19 protein-coding genes and 1 tRNA gene are annotated in these 22599 nt (G+C 63.2%); 7 read left to right on the top strand and 13 right to left on the bottom strand.

Annotated elements, in window-relative coordinates:
- Window positions 1–12: 12 nt before the first annotated feature.
- Window positions 13–1170 (bottom strand): two-component system response regulator, encoded by a 1158-nt coding sequence (locus CKW24_RS26235; protein WP_095171616.1) that lies wholly within the window; start codon window positions 1168–1170, stop codon window positions 13–15.
- A gap of 255 nt (window positions 1171–1425) precedes the next feature.
- Between CKW24_RS26235 and CKW24_RS26230 the strand changes: the two genes are divergently transcribed.
- Window positions 1426–2916 (top strand): DUF3300 domain-containing protein, encoded by a 1491-nt coding sequence (locus CKW24_RS26230; protein WP_095171614.1) that lies wholly within the window; start codon window positions 1426–1428, stop codon window positions 2914–2916.
- 38 nt (window positions 2917–2954) lie between these two features.
- Window positions 2955–3830: a DUF2950 domain-containing protein gene (locus CKW24_RS26225; protein ID WP_095171637.1), complete on the top strand. Its 876-nt coding sequence runs from the start codon at window positions 2955–2957 to the stop codon at window positions 3828–3830.
- A 5-nt stretch (window positions 3831–3835) separates the two neighbouring features.
- Here CKW24_RS26225 and CKW24_RS26220 read toward each other — a convergent pair whose 3' ends face one another.
- The 7 genes from CKW24_RS26220 to CKW24_RS26190 all read right to left on the bottom strand — a co-directional run bounded on the left by CKW24_RS26220 (window position 3836) and on the right by CKW24_RS26190 (window position 9594).
- On the bottom strand, window positions 3836–4474 hold the full coding sequence (locus CKW24_RS26220) for a dihydrofolate reductase family protein (RefSeq protein WP_095171612.1): 639 nt from the start codon (window positions 4472–4474) through the stop codon (window positions 3836–3838).
- 43 nt (window positions 4475–4517) lie between these two features.
- On the bottom strand, window positions 4518–5933 hold the full coding sequence (locus tag CKW24_RS26215) for a DUF2252 domain-containing protein (protein ID WP_095171610.1): 1416 nt from the start codon (window positions 5931–5933) through the stop codon (window positions 4518–4520).
- 254 nt (window positions 5934–6187) lie between these two features.
- Window positions 6188–6472, bottom strand: coding sequence for a type II toxin-antitoxin system RelE/ParE family toxin (locus tag CKW24_RS26210; RefSeq protein ID WP_095171608.1), 285 nt, complete (start codon window positions 6470–6472; stop codon window positions 6188–6190).
- Window positions 6462–6704 (bottom strand): CopG family ribbon-helix-helix protein, encoded by a 243-nt coding sequence (locus CKW24_RS26205; RefSeq protein ID WP_095171606.1) that lies wholly within the window; start codon window positions 6702–6704, stop codon window positions 6462–6464. Before CKW24_RS26205 ends, CKW24_RS26210 begins: the two co-directional genes overlap by 11 nt.
- 153 nt (window positions 6705–6857) lie before the next feature.
- Window positions 6858–8861 carry a U32 family peptidase gene (locus tag CKW24_RS26200; RefSeq protein WP_095171604.1) on the bottom strand — a complete coding sequence of 668 codons (2004 nt, stop codon included), beginning with the start codon at window positions 8859–8861 and terminating at the stop codon, window positions 6858–6860.
- A 121-nt stretch (window positions 8862–8982) separates the two neighbouring features.
- Window positions 8983–9363 carry a RidA family protein gene (locus CKW24_RS26195; protein WP_095171602.1) on the bottom strand — a complete coding sequence of 127 codons (381 nt, stop codon included), beginning with the start codon at window positions 9361–9363 and terminating at the stop codon, window positions 8983–8985.
- A 156-nt stretch (window positions 9364–9519) separates the two neighbouring features.
- Window positions 9520–9594, bottom strand: a tRNA-Gln gene (locus CKW24_RS26190).
- 356 nt (window positions 9595–9950) lie between these two features.
- On the opposite strand from CKW24_RS26190, the gene CKW24_RS26185 reads away from it, so the two are divergent.
- The 5 genes from CKW24_RS26185 (at window position 9951) to CKW24_RS26165 (ending at window position 16906) form a co-directional block, all read left to right on the top strand.
- The gene (locus tag CKW24_RS26185) at window positions 9951–11324 is read left to right on the top strand and encodes a glutamine synthetase family protein (RefSeq protein WP_095171600.1); all 1374 of its coding nucleotides are present in this window, start codon (window positions 9951–9953) and stop codon (window positions 11322–11324) included.
- 7 nt (window positions 11325–11331) lie between these two features.
- A complete protein-coding gene (locus CKW24_RS26180; RefSeq protein ID WP_095171598.1) occupies window positions 11332–12723 on the top strand; it encodes an aldehyde dehydrogenase family protein in 1392 nt (463 codons plus the stop codon).
- Window positions 12724–12726: 3 nt separating this feature from the next.
- Window positions 12727–13887, top strand: coding sequence for an iron-containing alcohol dehydrogenase (locus CKW24_RS26175; RefSeq protein ID WP_095171597.1), 1161 nt, complete (start codon window positions 12727–12729; stop codon window positions 13885–13887).
- Window positions 13888–14033: 146 nt separating this feature from the next.
- Window positions 14034–15599 carry an amino acid permease gene (locus CKW24_RS26170; RefSeq protein ID WP_095171595.1) on the top strand — a complete coding sequence of 522 codons (1566 nt, stop codon included), beginning with the start codon at window positions 14034–14036 and terminating at the stop codon, window positions 15597–15599.
- 479 nt (window positions 15600–16078) lie between these two features.
- The gene (locus CKW24_RS26165; protein WP_371917611.1) at window positions 16079–16906 is read left to right on the top strand and encodes a 5'-nucleotidase, lipoprotein e(P4) family; all 828 of its coding nucleotides are present in this window, start codon (window positions 16079–16081) and stop codon (window positions 16904–16906) included.
- Window positions 16907–16944: 38 nt separating this feature from the next.
- On the opposite strand, the gene CKW24_RS26160 is transcribed toward CKW24_RS26165, so the two are convergent.
- The 5 genes from CKW24_RS26160 to CKW24_RS26140 form a co-directional block, all read right to left on the bottom strand.
- Window positions 16945–17469: a transporter suffix domain-containing protein gene (locus CKW24_RS26160; protein ID WP_095171592.1), complete on the bottom strand. Its 525-nt coding sequence runs from the start codon at window positions 17467–17469 to the stop codon at window positions 16945–16947.
- A 40-nt stretch (window positions 17470–17509) separates the two neighbouring features.
- Window positions 17510–17962 (bottom strand): YMGG-like glycine zipper-containing protein, encoded by a 453-nt coding sequence (locus CKW24_RS26155; protein WP_095171590.1) that lies wholly within the window; start codon window positions 17960–17962, stop codon window positions 17510–17512.
- Window positions 17963–18052: 90 nt separating this feature from the next.
- On the bottom strand, window positions 18053–19459 hold the full coding sequence (locus CKW24_RS26150; protein ID WP_095171589.1) for a cytosine permease: 1407 nt from the start codon (window positions 19457–19459) through the stop codon (window positions 18053–18055).
- A 53-nt stretch (window positions 19460–19512) separates the two neighbouring features.
- On the bottom strand, window positions 19513–20253 hold the full coding sequence (locus CKW24_RS26145; RefSeq protein WP_095171587.1) for a TorF family putative porin: 741 nt from the start codon (window positions 20251–20253) through the stop codon (window positions 19513–19515).
- 117 nt (window positions 20254–20370) lie between these two features.
- Window positions 20371–22113 carry an amidohydrolase gene (locus tag CKW24_RS26140; protein WP_095171586.1) on the bottom strand — a complete coding sequence of 581 codons (1743 nt, stop codon included), beginning with the start codon at window positions 22111–22113 and terminating at the stop codon, window positions 20371–20373.
- Window positions 22114–22599: the final 486 nt, after the last annotated feature.

Below are 22599 nucleotides of genomic sequence, written 5' to 3'. Positions count from 1 at the left end.
GCACGCGCGGTGTCAAGGCGTCTGCCCGCTGCGTTGCAGGGCCGCCAACTGCACGGCCATGTCCTGGTCGGTATCGGCGAAACGCTGGGCGATCTCCTGGAACTGTTCACAGCAGGCCAGGAAGGCATCGCAGATGTCCGGGTCGAAGTGGCTGCCGCGCCCCTGAGTGATGATCTCGACAGCCTGCTCATGGGGCATCCCCGCCTTATACACACGCCGGCTTATAAGCGCGTCATAGACGTCGGCCACCGCCATCAACCGGGCGCTGATGGGGATAGCGTCCGCCACCAGCCCCTGGGGATAGCCGCTGCCATCCCATTTTTCCTGGTGGCTGTAGGCGATCTCCTTGGCCAGGCTGAGGAACTCGGCGCGTATGCCCAACTGGTCCTCGGCGCGCTGGATGGCGTCACGCCCAAGGGTGGTGTGGCTCTTCATGATCTCGAATTCCTCTGCGCTAAAGCGTCCCGGCTTGAGCAGGATATGGTCGGGAATGCCGACCTTGCCAATGTCGTGCAGGGGCGCCGACTTGAACAGCAACTCGATGGTCGCCACGCTGAGAAAGTGCCGGAAACGCGGGTGATCCTGCAGATGTTCGGCCAGCACCTTGACGTAGTGCTGGGTGCGGCGGATGTGATTGCCGGTTTCGTTGTCGCGCGTCTCCGCCAGGGAGGCCATGGCCTGGATCGCCACGTCCTGGATGGCGACCACCTCGCGGGTGCGACGCTGCACTTCCTGTTCGAGGTAGTCGTTGTGATCACGCAGGAAGTCGGCCGCCGCCTTCAGCTTGAGCTGGGTGTCGACCCGCGCCAGCACCAGTGCCGGCCTGATCGGCTTGGTGATGTAGTCGACCGCGCCCAGCTCCAGGCCATGAATCTCGTCCTCGGTGCCGGCCATGGCGGTGAGGAAAATGATCGGAATTTCGCGGGTATGAGGATCGTCCTTGAGTCGCCTGGCCACTTCATGCCCGGACAGCCCAGGCATCATCACGTCCAACAGGATCAAGTCCGGCAGCGAGTCGCCCTGGAGCAGGCGCAAGGCTTTTTCCCCGCTATTGGCGACCTTGACCCGATAGCGATCCTTGAGCACGTCGGTCATCAGCAACAGGTTATCGGGCGTGTCGTCGACCACCAGCAAGGTCGCACGGGTGTAATGACTCGGTTGGCTATTCATCGCAGGCCGCTCCCTCGCCAGACATTGGCATCCCCAGGCGGCATTTCCAGCCTGGCGCTGGAAAGCGTAGTTGCAGTTTTGCGCACTTGCCGAACCGTTGCGTGCGGAAAAGAACGGGAGTTTCCTGGCAGTTTTTTAAGCTTTGCTACTATTAGCGAACGGCATCGACACCGACGCCTGCGGCTTGCACAGTCGGCTGACACTTCCCTGGTTTTGAATCACCCCTCTCAACCTGCCTGAGCCCATGGAGTTGCAATGCGCATTCCATTAATTTACGCGTTCTCAGCCGTCCTTTTTGTCAGTGCAGCGGCCAGCCAGGCACAAAGCGTAGCGCCGGCCGCCAGTCCACCCGCCAGCACCACTGCGCCAGCGCCGGTCACGGCAGCGACCAAGGACCCGGTGTTTACCCAGGAACAGCTCGACCAGATGCTGGCGCCCATTGCCCTGTATCCCGACCCCCTGCTGGCCCAACTGCTGATGGCCAGCACCTACCCCGGGGAAATCGCCGAGGCGGTGACCTGGTCCAAGGCCCACCCGGACGCCAAAGGCGATGACGCGGTCAAGCAGGTGGCGAGCCAGCCGTGGGACCCGAGCGTGCAGGCGCTGGTCGCGTTTCCCCAGGTCATGGTCACGCTGGGCCAGGATCCGGTCTGGGTCCAACGCCTGGGGGATGCCTTCCTGGCGCAGCCTGACGACGTCATGGAGGGCGTGCAACGCTTGCGCCGCCAGGCGCAAACCGCCGGCAACCTGCAGAGCAACCAGTACCAGAACGTCACGGTCCAGGCCGCTGCCCCGGCACCGGCTCCAGCCGCCAGCTCCAGCAGTTCGGCGCCCGCCCCGGCCAGCAGCACCTCGACCATCATCATCCAGCCCGCCGACCCGCAGGTGGTGTACGTACCCACCTATAACCCGACCACCACCTACGGCACCTGGCCCTACCCGGCCTCGCCACCGGCCTACTATCCGCCGCCGCCCGCCTATTACCCGGGTTCGGCGCTGATGGCCGGGTTGGCGTTCGGCACCGGCGTGGCGATCGTCGGCGCGTTGTGGGGCGAATGTGACTGGGACGACAACGATATCGACATCGACGTCGATCGCTACAACAACATCAATGCCAACAACCGCATCAGCAACAACCAGAACAAGTGGCAGCACAACTCCGCGCACCGCAATGGCGTGCCCTATCGCGACAACCGCAGCCGCCAGCAATACGGTCGCCAACTGGACGGTGCCACTCAGCGTGAGGCCTACCGCGGGGACAACGCCCAGCGCGCCCAGGCTCGGGAAAACGCCCGCAGCTCGATGGACAAGCACGGTATCGAACGCCCCGCCACCAGCAACCGCGAAGCCCGTGACCGGGTGCGCGAAGCCCAGTCCGGTGCCTCGGCGGGCAACCGCATGCAAGCGAGTAACGAGCGGCCACGGACCACGGACCGCAGCCAGGGCACGCCCCGGACCACCCGCGACAATCAGCAGCCGCGCCAGCACAACCGGCAGGTCAACCAGCGCGACCAGCGGCCGGCGCAGGCGCGCCAAACCACACAAAAACGCCCGGCCGCCACTCAGGGCGCGGCGCGCAACAATGCCTTCGCCGGCGCGCGCTCGCCGTCCCAGGTCAACGCCCAGGCCAATCGTGGCCGTGCCAGCCAAGTCTCCGCGCAGCGCCCGAGCGCCTCGCGAGCCGCTGGCCATCAAATCAGTCGACCATCCAGCGCACCCGCGCGCCAACGGGGGAGCCGTCGTTGAATAACCATCCTCGCAGCAAGCCACTCACCGGCCGGCTCCTGCATGCCCTGGGGCTGACTGTCGGCCTGGCCTGGTCGTGCCTGGCCAGCGCCCAGCAGGAATTTGCCACGCCTGAACAGGCCGCCCAGTCGTTCGTCGAAGCGTTGGGCAGCAAACACGCCGACCACGAGCGCCTGACGGCGTTGCTGGGCAATGAGTGGCGTAGTTTCATCCCGCGTGAAGGTGCCGAACGCCAGGATGTCGATGCGTTCATCAAGCAGTACCACGAACAGCATCAGATCGAGCAAACCAGCGACGGCAAGGCGCTGCTGTCGGTCGGCAGCAACCACTGGACGCTGCCGATCCCCCTGGTCAAAAGCGCCAACGGTTGGCGCTTCGACATCAAGGCCGGCGGCGCCGAAGTCCGGGCCCGGCGCATAGGCCGCAACGAACTCTCTGCGGTACAGGCGGCGCTGGCCTATCACGATGCGCAGATGGAATATGCCTCAATCGACCGTGACGGCGATGGTGCCCTGGAGTATGCGCAAAACCTCTTCAGCCACCCGGGCCAGCATGACGGGCTCTATTGGGCAGACGACGACAGCGGCCAGATCAGCCCGTTGGGCCCCTCCTTCGGCAAGACCGTTGCCGGCGAGGATTGGCACGGTTATCACTTCCGCATCCTGCATGGCCAGGGACCCTCGGCCCCGGGCGGTGCCTACAGCTACCTGATCGGCGACAAGATGAGCCGGGGGTTTGCCCTGATCGCCTGGCCGGCAAAATACGCCGACACCGGGGTGATGAGCTTCATGATCAGCCATGAAGGCCAGGTGTTCGAAAAAGACCTGGGGCCGGACAGCGAGAAGCTGGCCCAGGGGATGACCGTCTTTGACCCGGATGACAGCTGGAAGGAAGTCGGGCCGGACGAAGAGTAACGCGCTTAGCCGCCTGGGCCGGGCTCGTCAAAGGTTCCCGTGCGCACCTCACCGCAGTACACATAACGGGTCAGCAGCACGCCGCCGGGGGTGCTGCTGGACTCCACCAGGGTGAAAGCCGCCGCTTGGGCGCTGTGGTCGAACAGGCGCTTGCCCTTGCCCAGCAGGATCGGAAATATCATCAGCCGCAGTTCGTCCACCAGGCCTGCCACCAGCAGTTGGCGCACCAGATCACCACTGCCCTGGGTCAACAGTTGAGCGCCCTGCTCCTGCTTGAGCGCGCGTATCGACTCCGTCAGGTTGCCCTGCAATCCATGGCTGTTGTGCCAGGCCAGGGTCTCGGGGTGATGGGTGGCTACATGTTTGGGCACGCTGTTGAACAGGTCGGCGATAGTGCGGTGATCGGCATCGGCCTGGCTGTACTGCGGCCAATAGGCGGCGAAGATGTCGTAGGTCCGGCGCCCCAGCAGCAATTCGAACGGCTGGGAAAACAGTGCCTGTATCGCCTGGCCCGAGACCGGGTCGGCATAAGGCACGATCCAGCCGCCATAGCGGAAGCCGCCGCAGGTATCTTCCTGTGGCCCGCCGGGGGCTTGCATCACCCCATCCAGGCTGATGAACGCGGCAACGATAAGTTTGCGCATGGTTATCTCCTGCTCGGGCCTGGTGCGACATCAGCGCCGCGCCTCACTCCTCTTCTCGCAACGCGATGATCCGCCCGGATTTTTCGGCGGCCAGCAGCGTGCCATGGTCGGCGGCATTCTGATCGGCATAGGCGATGGAAAATTTGCCGATGGCCTGGTCGAAGGAGTCGGTCTTGCCCAGGTAACCACTGATGAGCGCCGCATCGCCGGATTTGGCGTGGGCGCGGGCCAGGGTCAGGCCGCACCACTGGGCGTACATTTTCATCCGCGCGGCGGATACGCCTTCAATCGGCGCGGACATTTTCATGTCACGCAACTGCCGGACAAAAAAACAGCGACCGTTCTGGCTGCGGGTCCAGCCCAGGAAGATATCGCTGGAGGACTGCATCAGGCGCTGCCCGGTGACCACTCGCTGACCGTGGTTGTCGTAGTTGCTCTTGCCGGCATAGGGCGCCAGGACCGAAGGACAGGCCTCCTTGAACTGCAGGAGCAACGGGTGATTTTCCGCGGAGAAGAACAGGCCGACAAAACAGTAGGTACCGACGCTCCCGATGCCCACCGCCTTGACCGCAATGTCTTCCAGGCGGTAACGATCGAACAGCACGCGCCGCTCATGGGGCAGTGACAGCCGATAGTCCTGCAGCGTCAGTTGGACGTTGCGCATGAAACCCTTTTCATACACATGAAACAGGATCGGCGGTTGATCGATCAGGCGCCGGCGCCCGCCGACTTCGCCGCTGATCTTGGGGTAGAGGTAATCACCGACCCGCATCCGGGCCTTGGCGACCACTTGCTCGCGGATTTTCTTGATCTGCGCATTGGGCGCCATGTCGATGATCGTTTGCGCGTCCAGGCAGTCGTACCAGACGTCCATCGGGTTCATCCTGGAAAACCTGCGCAGGTGCTCGCGGTAGGCGCCCACGCAGCCGGCGGCAATGGCTCGCGCTTCTTTGTCGCCGAGGTCGTTGTCGCGCGCGGCCACGGCAAAGCTGATCGCCAAGCGTTTGACATCCCACTCCCAGGGCGCGGGCAGGGTTTCGTCAAAGTCGTTGATGTCGAAAATCAGGTTGCGCTCGGGGGTGGCGAACAAGCCGAAGTTCATCAGGTGGCAATCGCCGCAGGCCTGGACCTGGATGCCGGTCGTCGGGGTAGCCGCCAGGTCATGGGCCATCAACCCGGCAGAGCCGCGCAAGAAGGTGAAAGGGCTGCGCAGCATGCGGCCGTAGCGCACTGGCACCAGGTTGGGCAGTCGATAGCGGTTGGATTCTTCGAGCAGCTCGATGGCGTTACGCTGCTTGCGCGCGGGCTTCCACTGGGCGTGTTGGCCATGGGGCAGGCGCTCGCGCAATAACGCACCGGCGTACAGCCGCTCCTTGCGCGACTGAAAAACCTGTTCGTCGCCGGTGTCGTCCGACGGCTCTGGATTGCCGGCGGCAGGCCTGCTTTTTGGCGGGGGCATGTGCCCTCCTACGCTCAACGAAATCTGATTCGCTTGGGCACAGGACCTGATAATTCGACTGTTCCATCAGCCCGCAGAAGACAGGTGCGGCGGTAGGCTAGAAAGCGCCAAAGCTAATGGTTCAAGCGTAGCAGCTCTTATCCTGGGTGCTGCATAGCGGGGACGCAATCAACAGATAACACTCTAGGATGGGCAGGGGTTACTTGAGCGCGGTGCGACGAAGGAGTGACGAGACGGATCAGATTTCGCCGACATCACCACTCGGAACGTGGGCGCTGTCGTGTGTGGAATACGCCAAGAACTTGAAGGCGATCATCGCGTATTCGATAGGGAATGAGATAGGACCAGTTGGGCACCGCCCATTCACGTGTGTTTTTGACCCGGCCTTCACGGCCCATAGCTGGAAACCGGGCCAGTTTTTCTACACTGGCGAAGACAGCATCGGAAAAGTCGTTGGCAGCCTTGGGATTTTCAAGGGCAATGTAGCTAGCTTCGTCTTCCAGGTTCTTCAGGGCTCTTTCCAGCCACTCAACCCGCACTACGGCTCCAGCGACGAGCACGCATCGCTGCTACCTGGTCCTCAGTGGCAAATTTGCCCTCGTCGGCTTCTTTTACCGCCAATTCGATCTGTGCAGTCAGCGCACGCTCATGCGCGATGTAATCGCGAAGAACGTCCATCGCGAGATAGCTCGCGCTTTGCCCGTTGGTCTTGGCCAGATCGGCGAGGGAGTTTGATAGGTCTTCCGGCAGGATCAGGGATATCCCGGTCATGGCAACCTCGATGGTGGATATTTGTTGGGCATCTTACACCGTCAACTGCTGACTTGGAGCAGCAGGCCGCCGAGAGGTGTATCTCGAAGTGAACCTGCCCCTTCTTTGCCCGACAGGCGAACGCGACGCCTTGGCATCGCGTGCGCCCGGCACTCAGTGAGGGGCGCGGACGATGGTCTTGAGCAGGTCCGCCGGGCTGATGTGCCCGACTACCTGCTGTTGCACGCCACTGCCCGGCTGCGGCAGGTCGAGGATGTGGCCCTTGATCTTGCCGACCACGTGCATCTCGCAGGGTTTGCAGTCGAACTTCAGGGTCAGCACTTCGTCGCCGTGGATCAGTTGCATCGGCGCGACCTTGGTGCGCACGCCGGTGACGCCCTTGGCCTGTTTCGGGCACAGGTTGAAGGAGAACCGCAGGCAGTGCTTGGTGATCATCACCGGCACCTCGCCGGTCTCCTCGTGGGCCTCGAAGGCCGCGTCGATCAGTTTGACCCCATGGCGATGATAGAAGTCCCGGGCTTTCTGGTTGTAGACGTTGGCCAGGAACGACAGGTGGGACTCCGGATACACCGGCGGCGGACTGGTCTCGGCCTTGCGTCCCCCCCTGGGATGGGCGTCGACCCGGGCTGCGTTCAGCGCTTCGATGACGTCGCGGCGCGCCGCCTTGAGCTGGGAGTTGGGGATGAAGTAGGCCTGGGGCGCATCCAGCTTGATCGCTGCGGCGTGGTACTGGGTAGTGCCCAGTTGACCGAGCAGGTCGCGCAGCTGTTCCAGGGCCTGTTCCGGCTTGTTGGCGACGCCGAACGGGCCTTCAAGGGCGACGCTGGCACTGATGCCCTCCTCGCTGGTGGCCTTCAGCTCCAGGCGCTCTTCACGCAGCTGCACGTGCCAGTCAACGCCAACTCGGCGTTCGGCGGAGGTCTTGAGCAGGGCTTGCTGCCAGTTGTGGTCGAGGTTGCGATTGAGCGGGTGATTTGGCCGGGCCTTGTACAAGTCCGCCGGCATCTCGTTGGGCTCGACGCGATAGCGGTAGCGCTTCTCGCCGTCCTCCTCGAACTCGCCCTTGGCCTCGGCGATGTTGGCTCGAAAGCCCACCACTTCGCGCTTGATCAGCACGTTGAGGCCGTCTCCGTTGGACAGCGGCTCTTGCGTGACCACTTGCAAATCGCGCTTGCCAACTTTTTCGACGATGCCCACCGGCAGGCCGGTAAAGGTCGGCGTGTCGAAGGCGCCAATGTCGATCTTGCGGTCACTGACGAAGTAGTCGGTGCTGCCACGGTGGAAAGTCTTTTCCGGGTCCGGCAGGAAGAAGTGCGCGGTGCGGCCGCTGGAGGCGCGGGCCAGGTCCGGACGGTCTTCGAGCACATCATCCAGGCGCTGGCGGTAGTAGGCCGTGATGTTCTTCACGTAGCCCATGTCCTTGTAGCGCCCCTCGATCTTGAACGAGCGCACGCCGGCTTCCACCAGGGCGCGGATGTTGGCGCTCTGGTTGTTGTCCTTCATCGACAGCAAATGCTTCTCGAAGGCGACCACACGACCCTGGTCGTCCTTGAGGGTATACGGCAGGCGGCAGGCCTGGGAGCAGTCGCCCCGGTTGGCGCTGCGGCCGTTCTGCGCATGGGAAATGTTGCACTGGCCGGAAAAGGCCACGCACAAGGCGCCATGGATGAAGAACTCGATCGCCGCGTCAGTCTCGTCGGCAATCGCGCGGATCTCCTGCAGGTTCAGCTCGCGCGCCAGCACCAGCTGGGAGAAGCCGGCCTGGTCGAGGAACTTGGCCCGGGCCAGGGTGCGGATGTCGGTCTGGGTGCTGGCGTGCAGCTCGATCGGCGGGATGTCCAGCTCCATCACCCCCAGGTCCTGGACGATCAGCGCGTCGACGCCGGCATCGTAGAGCTGATGGATCAGCTTGCGCGCCGGCTCCAGCTCGTTGTCGTGCAGGATGGTGTTGATGGTGGTGAACACCCGGGCATGGTAGCGCCGGGCAAATTCCACCAGGCCGGCGATTTCGCTCACTTCGTTGCAGGCGTTATGCCGCGCACCGAAGCTCGGTCCACCGATGTACACGGCGTCGGCGCCATGCAGAATGGCCTCGCGGGCAATGGCGACATCGCGGGCGGGGCTGAGTAATTCCAGATGATGTTTAGGCAGGGACATATTTTTTTAGTCGACTTGTCACGGTAGGTGCGCATTGTAGCGGCGAATCGCCGGAGCGGCACCCGTGTGCTGCCAGGTGGCGGCCGTTGCCTGGGCAAGGCCGCCGTCCGCGCCCGTCGACTCAGGCCTTGGCGGCCATCGCGGTGACTTCCACACGCATGCCTTCAACCGCCAGGGCGGCCACGCCCACGGCGGCGCGGACTGGCCATGGCTTGGCGAAGAAGCGCTGGTACACCTGGTTGAAGGCGGCGCGGTCGGCCATGTCGGTGAGGTAGATGGTCAGGTGCAGCACCCGGTCCATGGAACTGCCGGCCTTCTCCAGCGCGACTTTCAGCGCCTGCAGGGTACACTCGCTCTGCAACTCGATATCACCCAGCTCCAGGCTGCCGTCGGCGCGAGTAGGAATCTGGGTGGAAACCAGCAGGCCGGCGAAACCGGCAACGTCGGAAGAGATCGAATCGGCGTCCGGATCGGGGATGAAGGTCAGGTCTTGGTTAGCCATGGGTGCTCCTGCTTGAGGGGGAAAAAGTCCCGCAGTCTACCGCCCCATCGCGCCCACGCTGAGTGATCCGCTGGAAAAAAATCCCAGGCACGGAAAAACCCGCGTCACGACCCAGGCCGGCGCAGCAGATTTTACGAGACAGATTGCTTTGGAAAATGGCAGGGGCGGCTGGATTCGAACCAACGCATGGCAGGATCAAAACCTGCTGCCTTACCGCTTGGCGACGCCCCTGCAGATGTAGCGACGAGTGCTGGGCACTCACTTGCTGAACCCTTGCACGACTGACGACCCGGTAAAGGCCAGTGCAAGAATGCGCGGAAATTTACCAAGTTTGTTCGAACCTGGGAAGCTTTTTTTTAACAAATTTGTTTGAAAACAGCTACTTGCTCATAAGTAATGGCCATGAGCGGCGTTCCCGGGCAGTTTTTTCCAGCTTTTGCTCGGCCAGACTTGCGCTTGGCGACAGTAAGCTAAGCTTTGAGCAGCTCATTGCACACGATGCTCATGCTGCAGGTTTTGGGGTTTTCTGGAGAGCGTCTGCAACGACTGATCAGACTGCCCTCCTCCTTGCCGCAGGATTTGCCGTGATGACCGAGCCCCTCCTAAGCTTCGAAGCACTCAAGCGCGCCGCTGCCAATGGCGAAATCGATACCGTGCTGGTGTGCATGGTCGACATGCAGGGGCGCCTGGTGGGCAAGCGCTTCCAGGTCGAGTTTTTCATCGACAGCGGCCACGAGGAAACCCACTGCTGCAATTACCTGTTGGCCGACGACATCGACATGGAGCCGGTGCCCGGGTACGCGGCCGCCAGCTGGAGCAAAGGTTACGGCGACTTTGTGCTCAAGCCCGACATGAGCACCCTGCGCCGCGTGCCGTGGCTGGAATGCACGGCCCTGGTGCTGTGCGACGTACTCGACCATCACCACCGCCAGGACCTGCCCCACAGCCCGCGGGCGATCCTCAAGAAACAGGTCGAACGCCTGCGCCAGCGCGGCTACACCGGCATGTTCGCCTCGGAACTGGAGTTCTACCTGTTCGACGAGAGCTACGAGGCCATCCACCAGCGCAACTACCACCAGCCAAAAACCGCCGGGCACTACATCGAGGACTACAACATCCTGCAGACCACCCGCGAGGAACCGGTACTGCGGGCGATCCGCAAGCACCTGCAGGCCTCGGGCATTCCCGTGGAGAACTCCAAGGGTGAATGGGGCCCGGGGCAGGAAGAGATCAACATCCGCTACGCCGATGCCCTGACCATGGCCGACCACCACGTCATCATCAAGCACGCCTGCAAGGAGATCGCCCAACTGCAAGGCAAGGCGATCACCTTCATGGCCAAGTGGCGCTACGACGCCGCCGGCTCCAGCAGTCACATCCACAATTCGCTGTGGGACAAAAACGGCAAGAAGCCGCTGTTCTTCGAGGCCAAGGCCGAGTTCGGCATGTCAAAACTGATGCGTGCCTGGGTGGCCGGGCAGCTCAAGTACGCCAACGACATCACCTGTTTTCTCGCGCCCTACATCAACTCCTATAAGCGCTTCCAGGCCGGCACCTTTGCGCCCACGCGTGCCGTCTGGAGCCTGGACAATCGCACCGCCGGCTTTCGCCTGTGCGCCGAGGGCAGCAAATCCATCCGTATCGAATGCCGGATCGGCGGCGCCGATCTCAATCCCTACCTGGCCTTCGCCGCCCTGATCGCCGCAGGCCTGGCCGGGATCGACGAGCAGCTCGAGCTGGCCGCGCCCTTCGAGGGCGATGCCTATGTCGACAGTCATTTGCCGGAAGTCTCCAAGACCCTGCGCGAGGCCTGCGCCGCGCTCAAAGGCTCGGGCATGTTGCGCGAAGCGTTCGGTGACGACGTGATCGACCATTACGTGCACACCGCCGAATGGGAGCAGAAAGAGTACGACCGGCGCATTACCGATTGGGAATTGCAGCGCGGCTTCGAGCGCTATTGAGACCGCCATGACTTCGACCATCCAACTGATTTCCCCGGTCGACGGCCGGGTCTACGCCGAACGTCAGCGCGCCGATGCCGGGCAGATCGAGCAGGCCCTGGCGAGCGCCGCCAGCGCCCAGGCACTGTGGAAGCGCCGCTCGCTAGACGAGCGTGCGGCGTTGTGCAGCGCCGCCGTGGACGCGATGCTGGCGATGCAGGCCGAGATCGTCCCGGAGCTGGCCTGGCAGATGGGCCGTCCGGTGCGTTTTGGCGCGGGCGAGCTGCGCGGCTTTGCCGAACGGGCCCGGCACATGATCGCGCTGGCACCGCAGGCATTGGCGGCGGTCGAGCCGGAACCGAGCGCCGGGTTTCGCCGTTGGATCAGTCGCGAGCCACTGGGCACGGTGCTGGTGGTCGCGCCGTGGAACTACCCCTACCTGACCGCCGTAAACAGCATTATTCCGGCGCTGATGGCGGGCAACAGCGTGATCCTCAAACACGCCTCGCAAACCCTGCTGGTGGGCGAGCGTTTCGCCGAGGCCTTTCGCCGCGCCAACCTGCCCGAAGGGCTGTTCCACAACCTGCTGCTCAGCCACCTGGATACCGCACAGATGATCGCTGGCGGCCAGGTCCAGCGGGTCAACTTCACCGGTTCCGTGGGCGGCGGCAAGGACATGCAACGGGCGGCCGTCGACGGTTTCCTCGGCGTCGGCCTGGAGCTCGGCGGCAAGGATCCGGCCTACGTTCGCGCAGACGCCAACCTCGACCACGCGGTGGAGAACCTGGTGGATGGCAGCTTCTTCAACTCCGGGCAAAGCTGTTGCGCTGTCGAGCGCATTTATGTCGCCGCCAGCCTCTTCCCCGCCTTCGTCGAACGGTTTGTCGCCCTGACCCGCCAGTACGTGCTGGGCAACCCGCTGGACCCAGCCACCACGCTGGGTCCGATGGTTACGCCCCAGGCCGCGGACCTGGTCCGTGGACAAATCGCCCAGGCCCTGGCCCAGGGTGCCCGGGCCTTGATCAAGCCCGAAGATTTTCCCGCCGACGTGCCAGGCAGTGCTTACCTCGCGCCCCAGGTCCTGGTGGATGTCAGCCATAGGATGGCGCTGATGCGCGACGAAAGTTTTGGCCCGGTGGTGGGCATCATGCCGGTGCGCAGCGACGAAGAAGCCCTCGCCCTGATCAACGACAGCGAGTTTGGCCTCAGCGCCTCGCTCTGGACCCAGGACCTGGCCGCTGCCGAACAGCTGGGCAACGCGATCGACACCGGCACCCTGTTCATGAACCGCTGCGATTACCTGGACCCGGCCCTGGCCTGGACCGGGGTGAAAAACAGCGGGCGCGGCGTCACCCTGTCGAGCCTGGGCTATGAACACCTGACCCGCGCCAAATCCTTTCATCTGCGCCACGAGATCTGAACCATGAGCCTGACGGGAAACTGGAACTACCCCACCAGCGTGCGCTTCGGTGTCGGGCGCATTGCCGAACTGGCCGATGTCTGTCGCAGCCAGGGCATCCAGCGCCCATTGCTGGTCACCGACAGCGGCCTGGCACGGGCACCGATCACGGTGGCGGCAGTCGACGCCCTGCGCGCCGCCGGCCTAGGCGTGGCGCTGTTCAGCGACCTCAAGCCCAACCCGGTGGAAGCCAACCTGGCGGGTGGGTTGGAGGCCTGGCGCACCGGCCAGCACGACGGGGTGATTGCCTTCGGCGGCGGCAGTGGCCTGGACATGGGCAAGCTCATCGCCTTCATGAGCGGCCAGAGCCGGCCGGTCTGGGACTTCGAAGACATCGGCGACTACTGGACCCGCGCCGACGACAGCCGCATCGCCCCAATCATTGCCGTCCCCACCACCGCCGGGACTGGCTCCGAAGTCGGCCGGGCCGCGGTGATCATCGATGAACGCAGCCACACCAAGCGCATCATTTTCCACCCGAAAATGCTCCCGCGGGTGGTCATCAGCGACCCGGCCCTGAGTGTCGGCATGCCGGCCAAGATCACCGCTGGCACCGGCATGGATGCATTTGCCCACTGCCTGGAAGCCTACTGCGCCCCCGGTTTCCACCCGATGGCCGACGGCATTGCAGTAGAAGGCATACGCCTGGTGGCCGGGGCCCTGGTCCGCGCCGTGCGCACCCCAGCCGACCTCGAAGCGCGGGCCAACATGCTCGCGGCCGCCGCCATGGGCGCCACCGCCTTCCAGAAAGGCCTGGGCGGTATGCACGCACTGTCGCATCCGGTGGGGGCGCTGTACGACACCCACCACGGCATGACCAACGCCACTTTCATGCCCTATGTCCTGGCGTTCAACCGCCCGGCCATCGAGGAGCGCATCACCCGCCTGGCGGCCTACCTGGGCCTGCACGCTCCCGGGTTCGACAGCTTCCTGGCCTTCGTCCTCAAGTTGCGCAAGGACATCGACGTGCCCCATACCCTGGTTGAACTGGGGGTGGACGATCGCCAGGCCGGACTGATCGCCGACATGGCCGTGGTCGACCCCTGCGCAGGAGGCAATCCGCTGCCCCTGACCCGCGAGGGTGCGGCGCAGATATTTGCCGCGGCCTATCACGGTCGCCTCTAGAGCAGTCACCTGGCCATGGCCCGACCACGGGCCGGGACAGGGTTTACCCAGCAGTGACAGGAGCAGTACGACAAGGGGTTGAAAGCCAAGCCATCCGGCGCTGTCAGCGCGGGTGGATGCATATCAAAACCTGAAGGGGTACCCACATGAAACCAGCCAGCCAGCCCGATAGCGGCACCCCCCATGACGACGACGTCAAGGTGCTGCACAGCATGGGCTACGCCCAGCAACTCTCGCGACGAATGGGGGTTTTCTCCAACTTTGCGATTTCCTTTTCGATCATCTGCATCCTCTCCGGCGGCATCAACTCCCTGGCCCAGGGCACCTCGGGGGCAGGCGGTGCGGCGATTGGCATCGGCTGGCCGCTTGGCTGCCTGATCTCCGGGGTATTTGCCCTGGCCATGGCGCAGATTTCCTCAGCCTACCCCACCGCTGGCGGGTTGTATCACTGGGGCTCGATCCTGGGTAACCGCTTCACCGGCTGGCTGACCGCCTGGTTCAATCTACTGGGGTTGGTGACCGTGCTCGGCGCCATCAACGTCGGCACCTACTACTTCTTTTTCGGCGCCTTCGGACCGGCGCTGGGCATGGAGGACACCACCACGGTCAGGGTGATTTTCCTGGCGGTCCTCACCGGTCTCCAGGCCCTGTGCAACCACCTGGGCATTGGCCTGACGGCAAAGCTCACCGATTTTTCCGGCTACTTGATCTTCGCCACGGCCCTGGCGCTGACGATCGTTTGCCTGGTCTCGGCGCCCAGCTATGAGTTCGCCCGGCTGTGGACCTTCGGCAACTATTCCGGCGCGGCTGGCGGCAGTGTCTGGCCCGAGGCGTCGAATGCCTGGATCTTCATGCTCGGCCTGCTGCTGCCGATCTACACCATTACCGGTTACGACGCTTCGGCGCACACCTCCGAGGAAACCCGCAACGCGGCCATGTCGGTGCCCCGGGGCATGGTGATGTCGGTAGTCTGGTCGTTGCTGTTCGGTTGGGTCATGTTGTGCTCGTTCGTGTTGCTGTTGCCGAGCCTGGACGAAGCGGCGAAACAGGGCTGGAACGTGTTTTTCTGGGCCATGGACACCCAGGTCAACCCCAACGTCAAACTCGCGCTGTACGTGGCGATTTTCGTTTCCCAGGTGCTCTGCGGGTTGGCGACCGTGACCTCGGTGTCACGCATGATCTTCGCCTTCTCCCGGGATGGCGGCCTGCCCTTTTCGAAAACCCTGGCCTCGGTCTCGCCGACGTTCCGCAGCCCGGTCGCCGCGATCTGGACCGGCGCGACCCTGGCGGTATTGTTCGACTGGGGCTCATCGGTGATCTCGATCGGCGCCACCCCGGTCTACACCATCGTGGTCTCCTGCACGGTGATCTTCCTGTTCTTCTCCTTCATCATCCCGATCGTGCTCGGCCTGTTCACCTACGGCACGGCGAAGTGGCCGACCATGGGCCCCTGGAACATGGGACGCGGCTGGTACTCGCTGTTTGCGATTGCGTCGATCATCTCGATGGCAGTGATCTTCATCATCGGCATCCAGCCCCCGAACGACTGGGCGCTGTACATCACCATCGGCTTTCTGATCCTGACTGCAATCGTCTGGTTCGGCTTCGAAGCCCGGCGCTTCCAGGGCCCACCGATCGGCGACATGATCAGCAAACGCCAGGCACAGATCGCCGAAGCGGAAGCGGCGCTGAACAAAACCCCAGGAAGTTAAGCCGGGTAGAGACCTGTGGGAGCTGGCTTGCCTGCGATAGCGGTGTGTCAGGCACCATGGGTGTTGGCCTGAGATGGCCTGGAGATCACCGCGTGCAACCTGATTGCACGCGGTATCGTTAACGACCATCGCGGGCAAGCCCGCTCCCACAGGGTTTGCGGCGTACCCGAGGTTGGTGTTCGCCTGGAGAACACCGCGTGCAACCTGATTGCACGCGATATCGTTAACGACCATCGCGGGCAAGCCCGCTCCCACAAGGGATGTCCCCTCAAGGATCAAAAGATCGCAGCCTACGGCAGCCCCCACATCACCGTCAGACACTGAGCACCATCGCCAGCAAACCGCAGGAATTACGCCCCATTGAGCCATAAACGCGACACCTGGATTGAGCAATAATCCCGCTTGGGATAGAACTGCCTGGCGGTATTTTTCCGACGCTGATCAATCCTCGCGATAAGGGCTGAACCTTGAAGACAACCATAACCAAAACCTTCGCCACTCCCCTGCTCCTGTCCTGCCTGCTGCTGTCCGGCACCGCCACTGCTGCCGAGCAGGCCAGCCCTCCTGCTTCGAACCTGCTCACTGCCGCCGTTGCCTGGAAACAGACCGCCGCCGAATTCGAGGCGCTGTACTACCAGGGTTTCAACGTGGCGAGAATGCAACTGGATCGGGCCCTGCAGGCGCACAAGGACGGCGACCGGCCGCTGGCGATCATCAGCGACGTCGATGACACCGTGCTGGGGAGCAACAGCTACTGGGGCTACATGATCAACGCCGACAAAGAGTTCTTCGACGACGCAGCCTGGGACAAATGGGTGGCGGACAATGGCCCGGTCGCCACGCCAGGCGCGGTGGATTTCCTCAACTACGCAAAATCCAAAGGCGTGGAGGTGTTCTACGTCACCAGTCGCGATCAAGGCGAAAAAACCTTCGAGTACGCCCTGGCCAACCTGCGCAAGAACAACCTGCCCTATGCCGATGAGCAGCACCTGACGGTGTATCGCGACAGCTCCAACAAAGAGCCGAGGCAGCAGGAAATCGCCAAGAACTACGAGGTGGTGGTGATGCTGGGCGACAACCTCAACGACTTCAAGCGCAAGTACTACGTGGGGGACGTCAAGCAACGCATGAGCCTGATGAACGAGGACAAACAAGAGTTCGGTCGCAAGTTCATCATTTTCCCCAACCCCACCGACGGCCACTGGCTGAAGGCAATTTTTGGCGACTCCGAGCCACCGGCCACCGCCGAGAACCACGCACGTTTCAAGGCCGCCGCCGGTTCCACGGCCTGGCAGCCCAAGCCGTAACCCGGTTCGAGTCCGAGGCTCCCTGGCGGAGCCCGGACTCAACCCGCCTGGCCAGTGACCACCCGGGCGTTACGCACGAACAGCGCCCGCACCTTGTCCCAGAAACTGCCCCCCAGCACAAAAAAGCTGCCGATCAGCATCGCATCGCCCAGCAGCTGGATCTGCCACACGTTGGGCCGCAAACCCGGCCAGAGACTGTCGACGTAAGGTTCCAGGACCGAGGAGATCAACGGCAGGCAGAACATCACGATGCCGATGGCATGGCGCACCGGCCCCACTTCCACGTCAGCACTCGGCGCCAGCCCGGAGACGTAGCCGAAGAGGCTGCGCTTGACCCGCTGGAACCCGGCCTTGCCCATGACGGCGATGACCAGGATCAGCAGGATTTTGTTGCTGATGAACAGCGCGCCGGTCAGGGCCGCGACTTTCGAGCCCGGGAGCCCGAGCGACGCCGCGATCGGCACCATGACCCAGGAACCGAGCATCACGCAGATGATGCCGATGCCCAATTTGAAGCGCCAGCCGACGGCAGGGGTTTGAGCGACATCCTCGGGGGTCTTCATGGACCGCGTCCCTCACTTGAATTAACCCGCGCAAACAACCTCAGGGCGTGACCTGATAACCCTTGCCCTGCAGGCAGCTGGTATAGGCGGTGGAACTGGTCGAGGCGCTGGTCTTTTCCTGCTCCCGGCGCTCCTGCCGTTGCCGCGAGCCCCCCACTACCACGCCAGCCGCTGCGGTCTGCTTGGCGCGATCTTGACGATAGTCCTGCTTCACATCGTCGTCGACCCGGTCGTACACCTCGTCATGCTGGTTGCCGCGCACCGCGGCCCCCGTTGCACCAGCCGCGGCACCCACGGCGGCGCCGCGCAAACGTCCCCCGGAAGCCGTGTTGGTGCTCGCACTCTGGCTGGCTGCCACGTTATGGCATTCACTGATATCGAGCTGGGTTTGCTGCGCGCTCTGACCTTTTGTCGGCACCACCGTTTCCGCCCATCCCTGGGTGCAGGCAAGCGACAAGGCAGCGCACAGGCTAATGGATGACAACCTACTCATGATGACCTCCCTTAGACCGTTGCACCGGCTCGGTGCAGTCAATCCAGTGTAGATCACCCACGGTTAGCCTCCTCGACAAAAAATGCCCCCCTAAACCGGCCGCTGCGATACCACCGCCAGGGCCGTCGACCTGGCCAGCAGGTAGTAGAGGATGCCCGGCACCAGCAGGCCGACGATCCAGGAAATATCCACCCCACCCAACTGCGCGACCATCGGCCCGGAATAGAAATGGGTGTCGACAAACGGCAACTGGATCAACACGCCAATCACGTAGACGCTGATGCCCAGCACGTTCCAGCGCCTGTAGCGGCCCGCCGGGTCGGACAGGGCCGGGATGTCGTAGCGCTCCTTGTTGATGAAGTAGTAATCCACCAGGTTGATCGCGCTCCAGGGGGTGAAGAAGGTCAGCAGGAACAGGATGAAGTACTTGAACGAGTTGAGGAACGAGTACTGCCCCAGCAGCGCCAGCGTGGTCGACGCCGCGACAATCAGCAGCACGAATACCATGCGGTGCCGGGCTGTCAGCTGCAGGCTGCTGCGAAAACCACTGATGATGGTGGCCACGCACATGAAGCTGCCGTAGGCGTTGAGGGTCGAGACGGTGACCTTGCCAAGCACCACGCTCAAATACAGCAACGAGGCGATCACTCCGGTGCTGCCCAGGCCAACGATGGTCGCCACCTCGTGCCCACGAAAGCCGGCGCCCGCCAACGCCGCGGCGAACACCCCCAGGACCATCGACGCCTGGGCGCCGAGCACGGTTCCCAGGCCAACGGCGGTGAAGGTTTTCCAGGACGAGGTGGTGCTCGGCAGGTAGCGCGAATAGTCCGCCACATAGGGACCAAAGGCGATCTGCCAGGAGGCCGAAAGCGACACCGCCAACAGGAAGGTGCCCCAGGCAAAGTGGCGGTTTTCCAGGAGCAGGCCGATGTCATTGAGGGTCAGCAGCCGGGTGAACAGGTACACAAAGGCAATGATCCCTAGCACACTCGCGACCTTGCCCACCAGGTGGATCACCCGGTAGCCGAAGATCGTCAGGAACGCGATGCACGCGGCAAAGATCAGGATCCCGGCGCTGTCGCTGACATCGATCAACTGGGCAATCGCCTGCCCCGACAACACCGCGCCCGTGGCGCTGAAACCCAGGTACATCAGGCACACCAGGACAATCGGGATGGCTGCGCCATAGACCCCGAATTGCACCCGGCTGGAGATCATCTGCGGCAGGCCCAGCTTCGGCCCTTGCGCCGCGTGCAGGGCGACCACCGCCCCGCCCAGCACCTGGCCGAGCAACAGGCCGATCAGCGACCAGAACACGTCGCCACCCAGCACCACTGCCAGGGCCCCGGTGACAATCGCGGTGATCTGCAGGTTGGCCCCCAGCCACAGGGTGAACTGGCTGTAGAGGCTGCCATGGCGTTCGGATTCGGGGATGTAGTCGATCGAGCGGGTCTCGATCAGTGGATTGCGCTTGGAACTCTCGATGACCTTGGTCATGAACGGTTTTTCCTTGGAGGAGCAGACACTGTTGTTGTTATTGCGGCGTCGACTTAGAACGCCTTGCTGGCACTGACCACGACGGTGGCCGTGCACAGGTCGTCATAGCCATACCAACTGGCACATTGGCTTTTTTTCAGGTTGGTGTCGACATAACTCAGGCCCCAGGTGACGCCCACGAACTCACGGCTGAGCTTGGCCTCCCATTCGTTGTAGGCCGAGCTCCCGCTGCCGTTGGTGGCCAGGAAGGCTTCATCCTTGGTGTCGTTGCGCCCCAGGCGCAAGTCCAGGCTCACCTCGGCCGGCAGCACCAGGGTGTAGCCGAGATAGGCATACAGGGTGTCCTGGTCCTGGCCAAACACATTGGGTGTGTCGTTGGAGTAGTACGCACCCACCTTGACCCCATACAGGTCGAGGATGGCGTAGACCTCACTGAGGTTGAATTGGCCCTCCTTCGGGTAGTCGTATTTGATGTATCCCAGGTCCAGGCTGATGGCATCCGTGGCCTGCCAGAAATAACCGGCGTAGTACTCCATTTCCTGGCGGGTCTTGTAGTCATAGCCAAAGTCGACATTCGAGGTCCAGGCGCCCAGGTACAGGCCGCTGCTGTGTTGCAGCGTGGCGCCGAACTGCAGCGCCGGATCGCCAAGGGTCTGGGAGATTCCGCGGGAGCGGTAGTCACTGGCGGCGGTCAGGCTCATGTCCAGGCTGAAGTCGTCGCTGAGGGGCAACGCCTGGCTGGTGATTGGCAACAGGGCCAGGCTGGCCAGGGCGAAGCGTGAGAGTGCGTTCATGGAAAACCCTTGTTGTTATGAGTGTGCGGGTTATTGCAGGCACGGCGTTGCCGGACGCCTTGAGATGCAAGGCGCCCGGTGGTTTGGCTGGATCGCGGGTGTTAGGGGTAGCGCGGTTCAGGACGCGGGGGCGTACACCTGCTTGCCGGCGAAGAAGGTCTTCAGGACCTGGGTGTCGAACAACTCGTCGTCACTGACCTTGAACACATCGCGGTCGAGAATGATCAGGTCAGCCTGCTTGCCCGGCGCCAGTGAACCGATCTGCCGCTCCAGGCGCAGGGTCTTGGCGGCGTTGAGGGTATAGGCGTAGAACATGCTCTGGCGATCGAGGCTTTCCTTGGCATTCAACACCCCCAGCGGGCCTTTGCGGGTACTGGCCTGGGCGATGGCGTTGAACGGATTGGGGCTGGACACCGGCCAGTCGCTGCCACCGGCAATCACCGCACCGGCGTCATGCAGCGAGCGGGCGGGATACTGGTAACCGTAGGCGAACGCGCTGATGTAGGGCTTGACCAGTTCCACCGTGTACGACTCGCCGGTGGCCCACAGCAACTGCATCGAGGCGATCACCCCCAGTTGCTTGAAGCGCGGGAACTCCTTGGGATTGACCAGTTGCAGGTGCGCGATGCTATGGGGCACCGGCGTCGGGCTGAGCTTGCGCGCGTAGGCCACGCCATTCAGGGCTTCACGCACCGCACGGTCACCGACCGCATGCATGTGCAGGATCCAGCCGCGCTTCTCCGCCGCCACCACCAGCTCACCGAAGTGCTCCGGGTCGATCAACAACTGGCCATTTTTATGGCTGTTCTTGAAGGGTACGATGACCGCCGCCGTCTGCCCGGGGAACTCGAGAATGCCATCGGCAAACACCTTGATCCCGGGGAACGTCAGGTTGGGTACGCCCTCGAACTGTTTCATCACCGTGGCCAGGACTTCCAGGTCCTCGGGCCGGCTCTTCGGATTGGTCAGCATCAGGGCCGCGACGTGGGCGCTGAGTTCGCCTTTCTCGGCCAGTGCGCGGTACAACGGCAGGACCCCGGTACTGTCGGCCGTCGCCTTGAAGTCGAACAGTGAGTCGTCGCTCCCCGCATTCGCCGCGGCGTCCATCCAGGCAGTGACGCCATATTGGTTGTTGATCCTGACTGCCTCGCGGGCGGCCTTGAGCATGGCTTCCTGGCTGGGCGCAGGGATTTCGTTGCGGATCTTGTCCCAGCGCGATTCGGCAAAATAGCCGTTGGGGGTGAAGTCCGCCTCATGCCCGACAAAACTACGGTCCTGCTCCGACAGGCCCTTGACCAGCGCGGCATCGATCTTCAGGCGCTTGAGCATGGCGTTGTTGGCCCAGCCGGTATGCCCGTCGATGCCGCTGAACACCAGCGGCTGATCGGCCCAGCGGCCCTGATTGAAACGCTGGCCCATTTCGCGGCTTTTGTCCCAGTAGGCCGAACTGGTCCCGGCAATGCTGATCACGTCACCGGCCCGCGCGCGCCCGGCCTGGTCCTGCTCGATGATCCATTGTTCGAGCTCCGCCAGCGGCTTGACCTCGTCCAGCAGGTTGGCGCCCATGCTGTCGAAGGCCGCCACCACCGGGTGGCTGTGGGTGTCGATCAACCCCGGCATCAGCACTTTGCCGGCCAGGTCGATACGTTGGGTGTTGGCGTCGGCCAGGGCCTGGATCTCGGCGTCGCTGCCCACTTGCAGGATCTTGCCATCTTGCACCGCCACCGCCTGCACCAGCGCCTGGCCGGGCTCTGCGGTAAACACCTTGCCGTTGAACAGCACCAGGTCGGCCGCGGCCATCGCCGGCACCGCAGTCAGGGCCAGCGCGGCGGCCAGCAGGTTGGGAATCAATCGTTGCATCGGGACGCTCTCTTGTTGTTATCGGGCTGGCATCACCCTATAGAACACCAGCGCAGAACGGACCTCTACAAATGAGGAGGGGGTACACAGGACAACCCTAGACCCAACCCGTGGGGGCGGGCTTGCCTGCGATAGGCATAAGTATCTACACAACTGTGGTGCGACCAGGATGTTGGATTAGACCGAGTACATATCCATTTTTTCGGTAACGGCCACCTATGGTTCCGCTTTTACAGCGGCTCACTTTTGGAGGAGCCCAAAAGTAAGCAAAAGGCTCTTGCCCCACCACTCGGCACCTCGCTTAGGCTCGGTGTTCCCTCACTCCGGCTTGAATCCGTGGGCCGCCGCCACGCGCCATCCATGGCGCGGGGCGGCTAACCCGGCGTCCTGCCGGGTTACCCACGGCTTCAAGCCTGCGTTCGGCCAGCGTGGTTAACGGGGCGCCCAGGATCAAAAGCCAGAGCCAGAGCCAGAGCCAGAGCCAGA

The organism is Pseudomonas sp. Irchel 3H3, from assembly GCF_900187635.1.
Lineage (GTDB): Bacteria > Pseudomonadota > Gammaproteobacteria > Pseudomonadales > Pseudomonadaceae > Aquipseudomonas.
The sequence above is the reverse complement of the archived record's forward strand: the minus strand, read 5'-3'. Positions and strand labels throughout refer to the sequence as shown.